14 protein-coding genes and 3 pseudogenes are annotated in these 13,681 nt (G+C 68.5%); 6 read left to right on the forward strand and 11 right to left on the reverse strand.

Going from position 1 to position 13,681, the window contains the following annotated elements; genetic code table 11:
- Positions 1-38: 38 nt before the first annotated feature.
- Together ACWIF2_RS20990 and ACWIF2_RS20995 are read right to left on the reverse strand one after the other, a co-directional pair.
- Positions 39-167, reverse strand: coding sequence for a hypothetical protein (locus tag ACWIF2_RS20990; protein ID WP_454362101.1), 129 nt, complete (start codon positions 165-167; stop codon positions 39-41).
- Between the two features lie 38 nt (positions 168-205).
- A complete protein-coding gene (locus ACWIF2_RS20995) occupies positions 206-580 on the reverse strand; it encodes a hypothetical protein (protein ID WP_454362103.1) in 375 nt (124 codons plus the stop codon).
- Between the two features lie 450 nt (positions 581-1,030).
- Between ACWIF2_RS20995 and ACWIF2_RS21000 the strand changes: the two are divergent.
- Positions 1,031-1,859: pseudogene (locus ACWIF2_RS21000) on the forward strand (IS5 family transposase).
- Between the two features lie 5 nt (positions 1,860-1,864).
- On the opposite strand, the gene ACWIF2_RS21005 reads toward ACWIF2_RS21000, so the two are convergent.
- On the reverse strand, positions 1,865-2,245 hold the full coding sequence (locus ACWIF2_RS21005) for a winged helix-turn-helix transcriptional regulator (protein ID WP_454362105.1): 381 nt from the start codon (positions 2,243-2,245) through the stop codon (positions 1,865-1,867).
- Between the two features lie 73 nt (positions 2,246-2,318).
- On the opposite strand from ACWIF2_RS21005, the gene ACWIF2_RS21010 reads away from it, so the two are divergent.
- On the forward strand, positions 2,319-3,002 hold the full coding sequence (locus ACWIF2_RS21010; protein WP_454362162.1) for an NADPH-dependent F420 reductase: 684 nt from the start codon (positions 2,319-2,321) through the stop codon (positions 3,000-3,002).
- Positions 3,003-3,263: 261 nt separating this feature from the next.
- Here ACWIF2_RS21010 and ACWIF2_RS21015 read toward each other — a convergent pair whose 3' ends face one another.
- Together ACWIF2_RS21015 and ACWIF2_RS21020 are read right to left on the reverse strand one after the other, a co-directional pair.
- Complete coding sequence (locus ACWIF2_RS21015) at positions 3,264-4,304, reverse strand: VWA domain-containing protein (RefSeq protein WP_454362106.1); 1,041 nt, start codon at positions 4,302-4,304, stop codon at positions 3,264-3,266.
- A 77-nt stretch (positions 4,305-4,381) separates the two neighbouring features.
- Entirely contained in the window at positions 4,382-4,753 is a 372-nt protein-coding gene (locus ACWIF2_RS21020; RefSeq protein WP_454362108.1) for a hypothetical protein, read from the reverse strand.
- A gap of 1,493 nt (positions 4,754-6,246) precedes the next feature.
- Between ACWIF2_RS21020 and ACWIF2_RS21025 the strand changes: the two genes are divergently transcribed.
- A complete protein-coding gene (locus ACWIF2_RS21025) occupies positions 6,247-6,867 on the forward strand; it encodes a DinB family protein (RefSeq protein ID WP_454362110.1) in 621 nt (206 codons plus the stop codon).
- A 183-nt stretch (positions 6,868-7,050) separates the two neighbouring features.
- Here the strand turns inward: ACWIF2_RS21025 and ACWIF2_RS21030 are convergent, their stop codons facing one another.
- Positions 7,051-7,899 carry a MerR family transcriptional regulator gene (locus ACWIF2_RS21030; protein ID WP_454362111.1) on the reverse strand — a complete coding sequence of 283 codons (849 nt, stop codon included), beginning with the start codon at positions 7,897-7,899 and terminating at the stop codon, positions 7,051-7,053.
- Positions 7,900-8,380: 481 nt separating this feature from the next.
- A complete protein-coding gene (locus ACWIF2_RS21035; protein WP_454362112.1) occupies positions 8,381-8,959 on the reverse strand; it encodes a TetR/AcrR family transcriptional regulator in 579 nt (192 codons plus the stop codon).
- A gap of 90 nt (positions 8,960-9,049) precedes the next feature.
- Here ACWIF2_RS21035 and ACWIF2_RS21040 point away from each other — a divergent pair, with 90 nt between their 5' ends.
- Both ACWIF2_RS21040 and ACWIF2_RS21045 read left to right on the forward strand, forming a co-directional pair.
- Positions 9,050-9,496, forward strand: a complete 447-nt coding sequence (locus ACWIF2_RS21040) for an anthrone oxygenase family protein (RefSeq protein ID WP_454362114.1) — start codon at positions 9,050-9,052, stop codon at positions 9,494-9,496.
- A gap of 1,067 nt (positions 9,497-10,563) precedes the next feature.
- Positions 10,564-10,731 carry a hypothetical protein gene (locus ACWIF2_RS21045; protein ID WP_454362115.1) on the forward strand — a complete coding sequence of 56 codons (168 nt, stop codon included), beginning with the start codon at positions 10,564-10,566 and terminating at the stop codon, positions 10,729-10,731.
- 15 nt (positions 10,732-10,746) lie between these two features.
- Here ACWIF2_RS21045 and ACWIF2_RS21050 read toward each other — a convergent pair whose 3' ends face one another.
- Positions 10,747-11,085, reverse strand: a complete 339-nt coding sequence (locus ACWIF2_RS21050) for a hypothetical protein (protein ID WP_454362117.1) — start codon at positions 11,083-11,085, stop codon at positions 10,747-10,749.
- Between the two features lie 461 nt (positions 11,086-11,546).
- On the opposite strand from ACWIF2_RS21050, the pseudogene ACWIF2_RS21055 reads away from it, so the two are divergent.
- A pseudogene (locus ACWIF2_RS21055) lies at positions 11,547-11,642 on the forward strand (hypothetical protein); the annotation flags it as partial.
- A 462-nt stretch (positions 11,643-12,104) separates the two neighbouring features.
- Here ACWIF2_RS21055 and ACWIF2_RS21060 read toward each other — a convergent pair.
- From ACWIF2_RS21060 to ACWIF2_RS21070, 3 genes and pseudogenes are all read right to left on the reverse strand, one after another.
- Positions 12,105-12,263 (reverse strand): hypothetical protein, encoded by a 159-nt coding sequence (locus ACWIF2_RS21060; protein ID WP_454362119.1) that lies wholly within the window; start codon positions 12,261-12,263, stop codon positions 12,105-12,107.
- A gap of 406 nt (positions 12,264-12,669) precedes the next feature.
- Positions 12,670-12,780 (reverse strand): annotated as a pseudogene (locus ACWIF2_RS21065) (IS5/IS1182 family transposase); the annotation flags it as partial.
- Positions 12,781-12,793: 13 nt separating this feature from the next.
- Positions 12,794-13,162, reverse strand: coding sequence for a DUF4190 domain-containing protein (locus tag ACWIF2_RS21070; protein WP_454362121.1), 369 nt, complete (start codon positions 13,160-13,162; stop codon positions 12,794-12,796).
- Positions 13,163-13,681 lie beyond the last annotated feature (519 nt).

The raw sequence follows: 13,681 nt of genomic DNA on the forward strand, positions 1-13,681 counted from the left end.
CTCTTATGGCTTCGGGCGCCGCTTCTCGTGGTGCGGTGTCAAGCGTGGGCGGAAGCGATGTAGCGCCGGGCGGTGACCAGGAGGCCGAAGGCCACGGCTAGGCCGGCCAGACAGGAGCCGCCGAGGACGGTCAGCATCGAAAGGGCCCTGCCTTCAGGTGCGTACACCGGGAAGCTCACCGCGGGACACGAACTCCGGATCCCGTTCAGCAGTTGCGGATCGACCCCGAACCGACATCGACGTTGCCGGAGTAGATCCAGCCATTCCGCCAAGTGGAGTCGGCCGGGTCGACGTAGTACCAGGTGTTGCCCGAATCGGGGTTGCGGTACTTGCACACAGCCCACAGTTGCGTGGGCACGCCCATGTCGCTCCACCCGATGAAACCGCAGCGCGCAGCCGGCCCATACCTCAGTCGAATCTCCTTGGTGGTCACAAGGCTCACGCTGCCGCCCGACCCGCTGGGGTCCCAGTTGCAGTTCACGGCTGCGGGAGCCTGGGGGGCGGAGACGGTGTCCGCCTGAGCGGTTGCTGACGCTGCCGGCAGCATCGCGAAGGCTGCCGCGGTCGCAGCGATGGTCACTCCGAGTCCTTTGAACAGTTGCAAGGTTCCTCCTTCATGGTCCTGCTGAGCGTCCGCTGAGCAGGACAAAACGGATGTCATCCACACGTCGCAGTTCGACGCTTGTAGTTCAGGAGCAGCTCGCTGTGCGGAGAGTGATTCATCGACGCAGCGGGCTGTGCCGTGGCGACCGTTCGGCCGGCCAGACACCACACAGGCTGCTGACCATCGACAGGTGAAGCAATGAGAGCCGGCTGTCCCGGACAGCTCGCCGACTGTCCGGACCGATCCGGGCCTTGTCCGGACCCTGTCCCGGACAGGGCTGCCGCAGTAAATGCCGGATCCACTCGGCAGGGCCTCGCCGTGATCATCGCGACCTGTGGCGGCCGATCCGGTCGGGGGGGGTGAGGCGTACGCACTTAGAACCCCTAACGAAATGATCTTCGAGGAGGTTGGATCACTCTGGGACTGATGAACCGGGGGTGCGGGGTGGCGCGGCCGAAGCCGTGGGAAGTCGACGACGAGCTGTGGGCGGTAATCAAGCCGCTGCTCCCCAAGGTCGAGCGTCGAACCCGACACCCGGGGCGCAAGCGGCATCCGGACCGGCTGGTCTTCCAGGGCATTCTGTTTGTCCTGCACACCGGGATCTCGTGGGAGCATCTGCCGCAGGAACTCGGCTTCGGGTCGGGCATGACCTGCTGGCGCCGCCTGGCCGAGTGGTTGGAGGCCGGGGTGTGGCTCCGGCTGCACGAGGTCCTCCTCAACCTCCGCAGCGCGAACGCCCTGGACTTCTCCCGAGCGTCCGTCAATGGCTCCCACATCCGGGCCTTGAAAGGGGGTTCCAAGACGGGCCGAAGTCCTGTTGACCGGGGCAGAACCGGTAGCAAGCACCGTTTGATCACCGACGCCACTGGCATCCCGCTTGCAGCGACGCTGAGTGGCGGCAACCGCAACGACGTTACCCAGCTCATCCCGCTACTCGAAGCGGTGCCGCCGGTGCGGGGCAAGCGCGGCCGACCTCGACGCCGCCCGGACGTGGTGCTGGGCGACCGCGGCTACGACCGTGACGAGTACCGCCGCCTCGTCTGGGGTCTCGGTGTTAAGCCGCTGATCGCCCGCCGGGCACCGAGCACGGCTCCGGACTGGGTGCCCAACGCTGAGTTGTTGAGCGCCATTCGCCCACCTGCATTGGTTCCGCCGCCTGCGGATCCGCTGGGAGATCCGCGACGACATCCACGAAGCCTTCCTCACCCTGGGATGCGCACTCATCCGCTGGCGACGTCTGCGCTCACGCTGTTGACCCGTCTAGCAAGTTGGATGAGGGGACTGCGATTCAGGAACGCATGCTGCTTCCTGGGCGGCCATAACCTCATCGCCGTGCTCGAAGGCCCAGGCGCCGACAGCGTCGATGGGCGCCAGCAAGGTCCGGCCCAGAGCGGTGAGCTGGTACTCGACCCGTGATGGTGCGTCGGGGCCTGCCAGCCGGTCGACGAGTCCGTTGAACTGCAGCCGGCGCAAAGTCTCGGTGAGGACTTTGGGGCTGATGCCCCCGATCCGCTCCCGTAGTTCGACCGGGCGCATGGGGCCATCGCGCAGTGCCCAGAGCACCACGGCGTTCCAGGTGTTGGAGAGCAGGTCGAAGGCCAGGCGGGCGCGGCAGTCGGCGAGGAAGGCGTCGGTCGGCACGTACCAAATGGTGCCCGAACCGCCTTCTAGCGTCGGTGTGAACCGCGAAGCCGGCACCGAGAGGGAACATGTGATGAGAATCGGCGTACTGGGAACGGGCAACATGGCCGACGCGCTCGCCACCCACTGGGTGCGGGCCGGGCACCAAGTGACCATCGGGGGACGGGACGCACACAGGGCGGAGCGGCTCGCGACGCGCATTGGAAGCCGCGTGAAGCCTGCCAGTCTGCGCGCCGCGGCCGAATTCGGTGAGGTGGTGTTGGCCGCGCTGCCCTTCGGGGCGGGAGCGGACGTGGCACGGGACCTGCACGCGGCCCTGGAGGGCAAGGTGCTGCTGGACTGCTCCAATCCGGTCGGCGCGGGCTTCCGGCTGCTGACAGAAGGAGGCCCCTCAGCCGCGCAGCGACTTGCCGCGGTGGCACCGGGAGCCCACGTGGTCAAGGCTTTCAACCTCTGCCACGAGGACGTGTGGCGCATGCGGCCGCCCGTCTTCGATGGACGGCCACTGGCCGTGCCGGTCTGCGGAGATGATGAGACGGCCCTCGCGTGTGTACGCGAGTTGGTGCGGGATGTGGGCTGTGACCCCGTGGCCGGTGGCGGTCTCGAGCGTGCGGGACTCCTGGAAGCGACCGCCGCGCTATTCATCGCCCTGTGGGTCGGTGAGGGGGCGGATGCGCAAGCAATCGCACCTCCGCTGGCCAATTCGGCCGGACCAAGCCACCTGGAAACGGAAGGTGGCACGGGGGCTCTCCGTTAGGAGTTCTTATTGCGGCAGGACCGGAAGGGCGGGACGGGTGTGGCGATCGAACCGGTCACCGAACTCGGGAGCGGGCGCGAAGCCGCCCGTTCTCCCTGCCGCCGCGATCGACGGCCCGGCGCTGCCGCCGGAAGTGTTGGCCGAGTTGGCGGCAACGCGCCGGGCGGACGAGATGGACGCCGACACCGTCAACGCGAACGGTGGCGTGGAGTGCCGGAGAGCGTTGAATTCTCCGGCACCCCGCTCGGTCTCACACCGAAGTCAGATCATGAGCAGCAGCCGAGTATGGGGGACGAGTTTCCGGTTGACGCTGGTGCTCTGCACAAAGATGGTGAAGTGATCGTTGTGATCCGGCTTGACGCGAACTTCCGTGTCGGGCAAGCCGAGCAGAGCCCGGGCTTCGGGTCCCGAATACACACGGTCCGTCTTCTTCTCCAGGACCGCGATCTTCTTCTGCGCCTGGATCTTCTCCGATTTGCTCAGCTGGTAGAACGCCCCACCGGTCCGGTAGGCGTGTCCGCATTCGATGACCCATTCCCTGATGGCCGCGTCGCGAGAGACCGGGATCAATTGGTATTTCGACGGATCGACCGGGGTGAGGCCGGCCGCCTTGATGGTGTTCTCATTGACCGCGTCCGCGCCGGTGGAGAACACCGCGCGCGATCCCCGAATGCCCTGGGCGCGGCCCATCATGAAGTTCTCCGTGGCCTGCCGGATGACCTGCCCGGCCTCCTCCAGGCCCTGGGTGCTGGTGGCGTCCCATATGGCGATGTTGTCCTTGGGGAAACCGCACTGCATGGCCTCGCGCTTGCCCATCTGGTCGGGCACCAGGACGGCCAGCGTCCAGTTGTCCTGCTGCGTCGCGATCATCTCGGCCACGGCCTGGACGAGTTGGCGTGGATCCTGGGCGGAGAAATCCCGGCAGCGGTGGCTTGCGTTCTCCTGGCCGTCGGTGAGTACAAACGTCAAAAAGCTGTGGTCGCCGTACAGTTGCGCGGTCTGCGCCAGCTCCCGCTGCGACTTCAGTGCGGCCGCCAGGAGCGCGGTCATTCCGCCGGTACGGTACAGCTGCTTCAGTGACGGCATGCGCAGCACGTCCTTGTCGTAGATGACGCACTCCACCTTGTCGGCGAAGACGTACACCGTGACGCGGGTTTCCTGGTCCAATTCCCTCGAACGGCGCGCGAGATAGGCGATCTGCTGGTCGGCGACCTCGACAACCTTTCGGCTCAGGTGCGACATGGACGAGCTGGCATCCAGCACTAGAGCAACGTGGTTGATGTAATTCTGGCTTCCGGTCATCACAGCTCCCCCTTGTTCCGACTTGATGCTCCGATCCTCTCACCCACCACTGACAATCGATCTTGGTCCGACCGGCCTCACGACAGCAGCATGCGCGTCCAGACCACGGCCAGCAGCGTGCAGACGAGGGTGAACAGGCTCTGCACGACGGCGGTGACGGGCATCCGCAGACGGGCGTGCACAACGGCGCCTGCCGCCGCCACGGCCGGAACGCCCCAGATGACGAGCCACGCCAGGACGGGGACGTCCCGGGAGCGGGCGGGCTGTACCGAGTGCGGCGGCTCCGCGCTCCCCATGCCGACCATGACGAACAGCAGCCCGGCGGCGACGACGATGACCGCGTCCGCGACCAGGAAGAGCAGGCCGACGGCGATGTCGATCAGCAGGGAAGGGCGTTCGCGTCCGGGAGGCGCACCGGAGTCCTGGTCGTCCGTGGACGGTGAGGCCATGTCCCGACTGCACCACGGAATGACGGGTTCAGTACCGCCCGGGGCCGTGAAGGAGCCCGACTGTGACCATCGGCCTCCTCGACTCTGCGCTGTACGGCGCACGACCGGGTGTGCGCGTACTGAACCTAGTAGCCGGGGTTGTCGCGACTGCCGGGTGAGCAGGTCGATGTCGAGGTCGATCATGGCGTCCCCCCCTGGCCCGTGCGAGCGCGTACCGTGCCGCGTCGACACCGACGGCCTCGACCAGGTCGTCCAGAGTGAGGACCGTGCCCGTCCGCTTGCTCATGCGGACCGGTGCCCCGTCCCTGACCAGGTTGACCAGTTGCCCGATGAGGATCTCCAGACGCGTGTCCGGGTCATCTCCGAAGCAGGCCGCCATGGCACGCAACCGGCCCACGTAGCCAGCGTGGTCGGCGCCGAGAATGATGACGACTCGCTCGAACCCCCGGACCCTCTTGTTGAGGTAGTACGCGCAGTCCGCGGTGAAGTAAGCCTGGTGATCACTTGCTGGTTGTTATCGATGGTCTCGGGCAGGAGTGTTTGGCCGGCGGGTGGTGACAGTAGCGGCGGCGGGCAATGGGTCTTCTCATGGTGGGGACGCCGTCCTCGAGGGGCCGCTGCGGGCTGGCTGCCTGCGCCGTTGGGTGTCGTGTGCGGTGGCGGCCGGCCGATCGCCCGCGCACTCTGTCGGGGCTGCGGAGAGGCTGAGGGGAAAACACGGCCCCTGTTGACTGTTGTCGACTTTCCATGGCTCTGGGATGCGACTTCCATCCATACCGTCCTTGCGTGTTGCTGACGCGGTGACAGCTGGTCAGGGTGTGCGGGGGTTGGGGTGCGGTTTCTCTCTGCCAAGCCGCGCCGCGAGGGATGGGGCCGTCACCCGAAGGTGAGTATCAGCGGTCTGGTCGCGGAGGGCTCGGGTTCTGGTCCTGTTTGCGGAGCGGCCGGGAGCTTGTGCGATGCGTGTGTGGTTGCTGTTGATGAGCATCGAGCATCGTTGTCCGGGCCGGCCCTGCGTGGTGACCATGAAGATCAGACGGCGGGGTGACCGTAGGAGGCGCCGTCCGGTCTGTACCCAGGGAACAGGCACCGGACCGTGAGCGCGTTGCCAGGTCGCCGGCGCGGCTAGTACAGCCGGTAGCGACACCAGTTTCATGGGCGTGCACGTCACTGTCGATGAGGAGACCGCCTACGGGGCAGTGCTGCCGGCCTGCGCCGACCGGTCCGTCCTGCCCGTCGGAGTCCCACTGCGCTGCGGAGCTGGGATGGGCACCCCCGTTGTTACTGCCCGTTTCAGTGAGTTACGGCTGTCAGCACATACGCCGGTCCGGGCCCGTCCAGTCGGAGAGCCGCGTGCGTGATTCGGGTGTGTAGCGCTGCGCCGGCGGTCGTCGGAGCGTGTTGGTGACGTGCTGGAAAAAGGGGACGCGGCTGCGGTGCCGGCTGTGCCAGGCTGGCGATCGCCCGGGATCAGTTCGGCACAGGAGCATCCGTTGACGGCACCCTCCCGCTTGTCTGCGTTACTGGAGCAGTTCGACTTCGCACGTGAGCGCCTCTCCTGCCGCATGGCGGGGCCCGTGATGGACAGCGGCGACGGTAGGGACACCCAAGTCGATCCCATGAGCGACGAGGAGTATCTCTGGGAGCCGGTGCCCGGCTGCTGGTCGGTCCGGCGGCGTGTGAACGGGCCGGGGCCGCGTGCGACTTTCCTTGCCGGCACGGGCGAATGGGGACGCGACGCCGCCGCCTACCCGCACCCCTGGCCCCCGCCCTTCACCACTCTCGCGTGGCGCCTGAGCCACCTCAGCGAGATGCTCACCCTGCGCGCCGACCACACTGCTGGCACCCACATGCTGACCCGCGACAACCATCCCGTCACCGGGGACGCCACAGGGGCCGTCACCGCCTTTGACGCCGGTGCCGCGGCTTGGCGCAACGCGCTGCTGAGCGCAGACGAGGCAGCGCTCGACACCGTGGGGTACTGCACCTACCCGCACGGCAGCGACCCGGGCGAGCCGTTCATCGACATTGTGTGGTGGGTCAACCAGGAACTGCTGCACCATGGAGCCGAGATCGCCCTGCTGCGCGACCTCTATCGCGCCCGGCATCACTGATTCCCGCCCCCAGTCGGCTCCTGTCCCACGGAAGACGCTGTGAGGCGGCGGACTTCCGTACCGGAGTGCCTCGACAAGTCCCGCGCGCACACCGGCCTTGGTGGGCGTACGCACGCGCAGACCATCCGACGGCGGTGTTCCGGGCGAGCCCTCAAAGGGCCGTACCGCGCGCGGGGCCAAGCATCAGTGATCAGCTGCTGGCGAGAGGCCCCCGTGAAGGAGCTGTGCTGTGAGTTCCATGCACCGTGTCCGGGCGGGGGAGAAGCCGTAGGGCATTTTGGTGACGGCTTCGAGGGCGCTCATCCGGGCGTCCTCCTCGCCGCTCGCCTCGGCGTCGTGGATCTCGAGGAGCTTGTCCTCGGCCGCGTCCAGTCCGGCCGCTTCCATGGCCTGGAGCAGGGCGTTGTGGTGGGCGCAGTGCTGGGCGGCGAGTGCGTCGACCTGCGGATCGTGGGGGTCGACGGTGTCGTCGAGGGCGGCGTCGGCCGCGTCGAGGCGGTCTGCCTCGGCCCGTAGGTCGGGGTGGGTGGCCAGGGTGATGAACACGCTGGCCTGAATTGCGGCTCCCAGCGGCCCGAAGATCCGTTCCGTGACCAGCAGGGTGTCCAGGTCGGAGGGTCGCAGTGCGCCGGGAGGCAGGTGGTTGAGCCGGTCTGTGACCATTGGGGAGAGCAGGCCCAGTGGGTTGCCCACGTCCCGCAGGCGCTGGACTGCCGCGCGCTGACGCTTGATGTCGGCCTCCTGGGCGGCCAGGGTCTCCTCCAGCCGGCCCAGGACGTCCTCGATGTCCCGGGCTTCGTCGAAGGCGGCCCGCATGTCGTCCAGGCTGATGCCGGCCTCGGACATCCTGCGGATCCACAGCAGGCGGATCATGTCGTCGTAGCCGTAGCGTCGGCGTCCGTCTCCGCCTCGCCCGGGCTCCGGCAGCAGACCGATCTGGTGGTAGTGGCGGATGGCGCGCGGGGTGGTCCCGGCGAAGGCGGCGGCATCACCGATCTTGACCTCGCGGGGAGGCGTGAGGGAGGGGTACATCGAAGACAGGGCCTTTCGTGCTGTGGTGCCCTCGACGACACCACATGCCGCTACGGCATGTGCAACTACACACCACCCCGATCCTGACGGAATATCGGACGGTCCCTCGCGATGGGTGCGTGCTCCGCCCCAGGGCAGGCCCGGAATTGGGTGGGGAGATCCGCCGAGCAGGTCTGATGGCGCCCCGAGCAGGGGTTGGGGATTCTCAGGGAGCCCCGTCACTTCACTTGCCGTGCTGCGCGCCGCTGCCTGGCCTTCCTCTTCGGCATCCACCGCCTGAAGGTTCCCATCGAGGGCGCGCTGGGGCGCGATTCGGGTCGTGCCCATGAGCATCGCAGCGTGCGGGGCGGGTGCCCGTTGGGGTGCGGGGCCCGGCGCTCTGCGGCTGCGCCGTCGTGGGGGCGAGTGACCGGAAGCGATGGCGCAGGCAGGCAGCGGCGGGGCCTGGGGGCCCCGGCTGCGTGCCCGCCGGGAGGGTGTGTCAGACCATGGCGAGCCGGTCCACCAGCAGCTCCACCCTCGGCTCGATGTACTGCGGCGGCAGCCGTCCCGCCCGGGTCAGGGTCGCCAGGCCGTGCAGGGACGCCCAGAACACCTCGGTGAACAGCCCCGGGCCGACGCCGTCCCCGGCGACCTCGCCCAGGTTCTCCAGCAGCGCGGCGAAGGCGTCCTTCAGGGGCTCTGGGGTGTCCTCGTGCGCGAACGCCAGGCCGCCGTCGAGCTGGAACAAGGCGTCGTAGACCGCGGGGTTGCGTGCGGCGAAGTCGAGGTAGGCACGGGCGAGGGCGGCGACCCGCTCGCGCGGGCTGTTCGCTCCGGAGGCCGCGGCACGCACCGCCACGGCCATCTCGGCGGCGCCCTCGAGAGCGACGGCGCCTATGATCTCGCGCTTGCCGCGGAAGTGGCTGTAGAGGACGGGCTGGCTGTACTCGATGCGCTCGGCGAGCCGGCGGGTGGTGACCGCGTCCCAGCCCTGCTGCTCGGCGAGTTCGCGGGCCGTCGCCACGATGAGGCGCTCGCGCTCCGCCCGCTCGCGCTCCTTGCGTTCCTGTACCGACATGTTCCGATCCTAGCATCGCTAGACAGGCGAGCAGCAGTAGAACTAGCGTTGCCTCAACAGCTAGCAACGCTAGATTCTGGAGGGGGCGTCATGCTCAACACACTCGAGGTCGTCACCACCGTCGTCGTCGGCGTAATGGTGGGAGTGGAGTTCTACGTCGCCTTCGTCCTCAACCCGATCCTCAACGCACTCCCCGAAGGCAGCAGCCAACGCGGCCACGCCCACGGGGGCCGGATGCTCGGCGCCCTGATGCCCTTCTGGTACATCGGCTCGCTGGCCCTCGTCGCGGTCTGGGCCATCGCCGGCTGGCACCACCACGGCACCGGCCTCGTCGTCACCGCCGGCGCGCTGCTGATCCTCAGCGTGATCATGTCGCTTCTGCTGCTCGTTCCGATCAACAACCGGAACAAGACGTGGACCCCTGACAACCGGCCCGCCGACTGGAAGCAGCAGCTGAACCGCTGGATGCGCTTCCACTACGTCCGCGTCGCCGTCATCATCGCCGCCTTCACCCTGCTCGTCGCCGCCCTCGCCTGAGTGTTCAGCAGCGAGGACAGCCGGGGCGAGCAGAGCGGTAAAGCCCTTGCAGCGCGCATGCGGCACCAGCAGCCGCGAAAGAAAAGAGGGGGGCGATGCCCCCGATCGCGGATGCGGCGGCGAAGCCGGCCCCGCGCCGAAGAGGAAGGCCTGCTCACGACCGAACAGGTCGGCCAGGCGCCCGCCCAGCAGGGCAGCCCGGCGAAGGCGAGCGCGTTCACCGCGATGACCTTCCCGGAGCCGCGGGAGAAGCCGAGGCCGCACTGGACGGAGGACGGGGCGATGTCCACCCTGGCAGCGCCCAGGACCACCATCAGCCAGGCCAGGCCAGGCCAGGCCAGGCCAGGCCAGGCCCAGCACGGCAAAGACACGCCCGCGACACGGCGGCGCGACCGGGCCCAGCGGCCGGATGCGGCGCTCCTGAAGTCCTCCAGAAACGAGGCAGGAACGAAAGACGAAGACGGCAGGCAACAGCGGAGACCGGCCGGCCTAGGGCCGGCGGGCGATCCAGACCGTCCGCGTTGCGCGGACGGTCAGGTCACCGCGGCGCACGATGCCGAGCGGATGGGGCTCGTCCAAGAGGGCATCGAAAACGGACCCCTGTCCGCCCAGGGGGAGCCGTACGAGGGCGAAAAACCCCGCCCACGCTGCCGTTGAGGACGTTCTCCGGCTGGTCAGCCGGCCACCGGATCAAGCCGCCTCGCACAGGGCGAACCACTCCGGACGCAGGGCCGGCCGGCCGCCATCCCCTGACGTGTAGGCGGATGCCGCCCGGCAGCAGCGCTCCCGCCTTCCCCAGACGGGCCAGGACGATGCCTTCCCACAAACGCACGGACGCTCCCCAGCCGCCCCGGTCGCATACATCGACAGACAACGGCGCCCCCGGTGCACGCCGAAGGGGGTTCGCTGCAAGCCATGACGGGAAAGCGGGACGAGTTTCAGGAACGTTTGTCGTTCAGCGCGGGCAACGCCGGGAGTTCGCGGGGAACAGTGTTGACGAATTCCAGCAACGCCTGGGGGGCTTGCGGTGGGAGCATGGGGGTGCTCCATACCGCTGGGGGCCGCCGATGACGTCGAAGTCGAGGACCGAGCTGTACGCGGCGATCCGCCGTGACCATCGTGCCGGGCTGGGCAAGCGTGCTCTGATGCGCAAGTACGGGGTGGGACATCCCACGGTGCAGAAGGCGTTGGAGTCCGTGTGGCCGCAGCCGCGCAAGATGCTCCCGCCCCGCTGATCCGGCTCGATCCGTTCAGTCGCTGGTGGACGGGATGCTGCGGGCGGTGTGCCGCGCAAGCAGCGGCACACCGCCAAGCGTGTCTTCGACCGGCTGGTCGACGAGCATCACGCGGACGGGATCTCCTATGGCATGGTCCGCGCTTATGTCGCGGTGCGCCCGGGTGAGATCCGGGCCGAGGCCGGACACGGCAGCGCGGAGGTGTTCGTGCCGCAGTCCCACCGTCCCGGGCAGGAAGCAGAGGTCGACTTCGGGGACGTCACCGTGCGCCTGGCCGGGCAGACCTACCCTGGTCTGCAGTCTGTTCAGCCTGCGCCTGTCCTGCTCCGGCACGGTGCACCGCGTCTTCGCCACCAGCGTGCAGGAGGCGTTTCTTGGAGGGGCACGTCCACGCCTGCAGCGTGCGCTGGGCGGGGTGCCCAGGGGCAAGGTCCGCTACGACAACTTGAAGGCCGCGGTCGCCAAGGTGATCGCGTCACGCCCGGGAACGCAAGGAGAGCGCACGATGGCTCGCCTTCCGTGAACACTATGGCGTCGACAGCTTCTGTTGCCGCCCGGGCCTGGCCGGCGCCCACGAGAAGGGCGAGGTCGAGGGCGACATCGGCCGCTTCCGCCGCAACCACTTCGTCCCCGTCCCGGAGGTCGGCTCGCTGGCCGAGCTGAACACGCTGGTCGAGCGGTGGGACGAGGAGGACGAGGCCCGCCGGATCCGGATGTGACCGCGCACGGTCGGGGAGTACTTCGCCGTCGAGCAGCCGCTGCTGGCGCCGGTGCCCACCGAGCCGTTCGACGCCGGACAGGTCATCGAGACCCGGGTGGACCGGCACAGCCGCGGCTGGGCGCGCGCCGGTTTCTACTCGGTGCCTGCCCGGTACATCGAGCCCAGGGTCCGCATCGTGCTGCACACCAACGAGCTGGCCGTCTACGACGGGGCCACCGAGATCGCCCGCCACGAGCGGCTGGTCGCCAAGGTCGGCGAGCGTCTCGAACTCGACCACTACCTGGAAACGCTGCTGCGCAAGCCTGGTGCCCTGCCCCGGGGCGACCGCGCTGGAACAGGCCCGCCAGACGGGCAGGTTCACCCCGATCCACGACGCGTGGTGGTCCGCGGCTCGCAAGGCCCGCGGGGACGAGGAGGGCACGAAGGCCCTGATCGAAGTGCTGCTGTTGCACCGTCGTATCCCGCACGAACACCTGATGGCTGGGCTCGCCGCGTCCTTACGCGTGGGTGCGCTGGCCGCGGACGCGGTCGCCCTGGAGGCCCGCAAGGCCGCCGAATCCGATGAAGGCGATCTCGACGACGGCCACCGGCCCGCCCCCCCCCGGGCGCGCCCACGATGGTGTCGACAGCCCGGCCCACTCGTGCGCCAGCGTCACCACGCGAGTCGGAGCAGCAAGGACTCGCCACGTCCCCGGCGGCGGCGGACATGGCCGCGCCAGCCCGCCAGTACCGCGATCAGCGTCCAGCCCACCGTGCCGGCGATCAGGCCCTCCAGCCGACCCGCGGCGTCCACACCGTCTGCTTGGTCCATGGGCACAACTCCCTCTGGATCAGACACGACGTCGAGCCGGTCACCCACAGAATCAGTGCCACGGCGAAGGCGAGGCACAGCACCTCCCCGACGGTGATGGGGATCCATGCCGACCTCGACGTCAGGTAGGCGAGGCCGGCAGTGCCAGCGGCGGTCGCCCAGCCGAAGAACACCACCGCGACGGTACGCCGCACCGACTTCCACGGTGGCACCCCCTCGACGGGCTGCTCCTCCGCCCTACCCGCCGCTGCAGTCATGCCGCCGTGTATGCCACCTGGCATTGTCGCTCCTGTGCTGCTGGTTCGGCTGCCTGATCCGATCGGCACGCACGCTACAGGCAGTCAGTGATCGTCACGGCCTCACGCGTAGGCGCTGCTCACGCCGCCCCTGGGCAGCGGCACTAGGCCTCCGCCAGGACCACGTCCGGCCTGGTGCGTGGACGACCACGTCGTCGGGGAGCGCGCAGGCGAGCCATGACTTCGGTGAAGGCGAGCCCTTTGCCGGCCTGCCCGGCTGAGCGGGGCGAGGCGTCAGGCGTGATCGGTGAGAACGGCCAGTCCGGCGACGAGTCCCACGAAGGCCACCACCGCGAGCAAGCAGAGGAACAACACCAGCCAGCCTGCCAGGAGGCTGGCCAAGGCCAGCCCGCAGCCTTCGCCGTCCATCCGGCGTCCCCGGAAGCGGCCTACGTGCCCGGCGGGGATGGCGATCAGAGCGCACAGCGTGGCCAGGCCGACGAAGATGCCAGGGTTTATCCAGGCGATGCCGGTAGCGAAGTTCGCCAGGAACGCGACTCCACCCACCGCGAAGAACGCACTGACCTTCGCCGCCCGGTTTCGTCCCGCGAGTGTCCGCGCCGGTGCTCCGGCTGCCGACCGCGTGCTGTTGGTGCCGCTCATGCCCAGTTCCCCGAGGTATCCGTGTCCTGCATGTGTACAGGGCAATGAATGTTATGGCCAGGCGGACTCCGGGAGACCCGCTCTTCCTCACCACGCTCGAAGTCTTCGCCACCAGCCGGTTCCCCATCTGGGAACCGGCCTTGACCACCCATACCGACGACACCGGCGTACCGCAGTTCACCGGGAGACTCCACAACACTTCACGGGACGCCCACGCTCCAAGAGCCACGTTTCAGCAGGTCAGCGAATTCCGTGGGTTGGCCTAGGTGCCGTCGTCGGTGAGACGTCCCAGGACCGCGCCGACCGGGCGGGCTGTGCGATGCGGTTCGAGTTCAGCCGCGAGGTCGGACAGCAGGGTGGTGCACCGGCCGGATTCGACTGTGGCGGCGATGTCCATTGCGGTGGTGGCGGTCTGTGCGGCGGCGTCGAGTTCGCGGCGGCGGGCTTGCGCCGTGGCGATCCATACGAGGTACAGGACTCTGTCGCGCTTGCGGCGGGATCCAGGGCGGCCACGCCGTC

The organism is Streptomyces sp. NPDC055506 (assembly GCF_053643595.1).

Excerpts from the sequence above, each read along its gene's own strand:
- ACWIF2_RS21010 (WP_454362162.1), top strand. The coding sequence starts at position 2,319 with ATGAGAATCGGCGTACTGGGAACGGGCAACATGGCCGACGCGCTCGCC.
- ACWIF2_RS21015 (WP_454362106.1), bottom strand. The coding sequence starts at position 4,304 with ATGACCGGAAGCCAGAATTACATCAACCACGTTGCTCTAGTGCTGGAT.
- ACWIF2_RS21020 (WP_454362108.1), bottom strand. The coding sequence starts at position 4,753 with ATGGCCTCACCGTCCACGGACGACCAGGACTCCGGTGCGCCTCCCGGA.
- ACWIF2_RS21030 (WP_454362111.1), bottom strand. The coding sequence starts at position 7,899 with ATGTACCCCTCCCTCACGCCTCCCCGCGAGGTCAAGATCGGTGATGCC.
- ACWIF2_RS21035 (WP_454362112.1), bottom strand. The coding sequence starts at position 8,959 with ATGTCGGTACAGGAACGCAAGGAGCGCGAGCGGGCGGAGCGCGAGCGC.
- ACWIF2_RS21040 (WP_454362114.1), top strand. The coding sequence starts at position 9,050 with ATGCTCAACACACTCGAGGTCGTCACCACCGTCGTCGTCGGCGTAATG.
- ACWIF2_RS21045 (WP_454362115.1), top strand. The coding sequence starts at position 10,564 with ATGACGTCGAAGTCGAGGACCGAGCTGTACGCGGCGATCCGCCGTGAC.
- ACWIF2_RS21060 (WP_454362119.1), bottom strand. The coding sequence starts at position 12,263 with ATGGACCAAGCAGACGGTGTGGACGCCGCGGGTCGGCTGGAGGGCCTG.
- ACWIF2_RS21070 (WP_454362121.1), bottom strand. The coding sequence starts at position 13,162 with ATGAGCGGCACCAACAGCACGCGGTCGGCAGCCGGAGCACCGGCGCGG.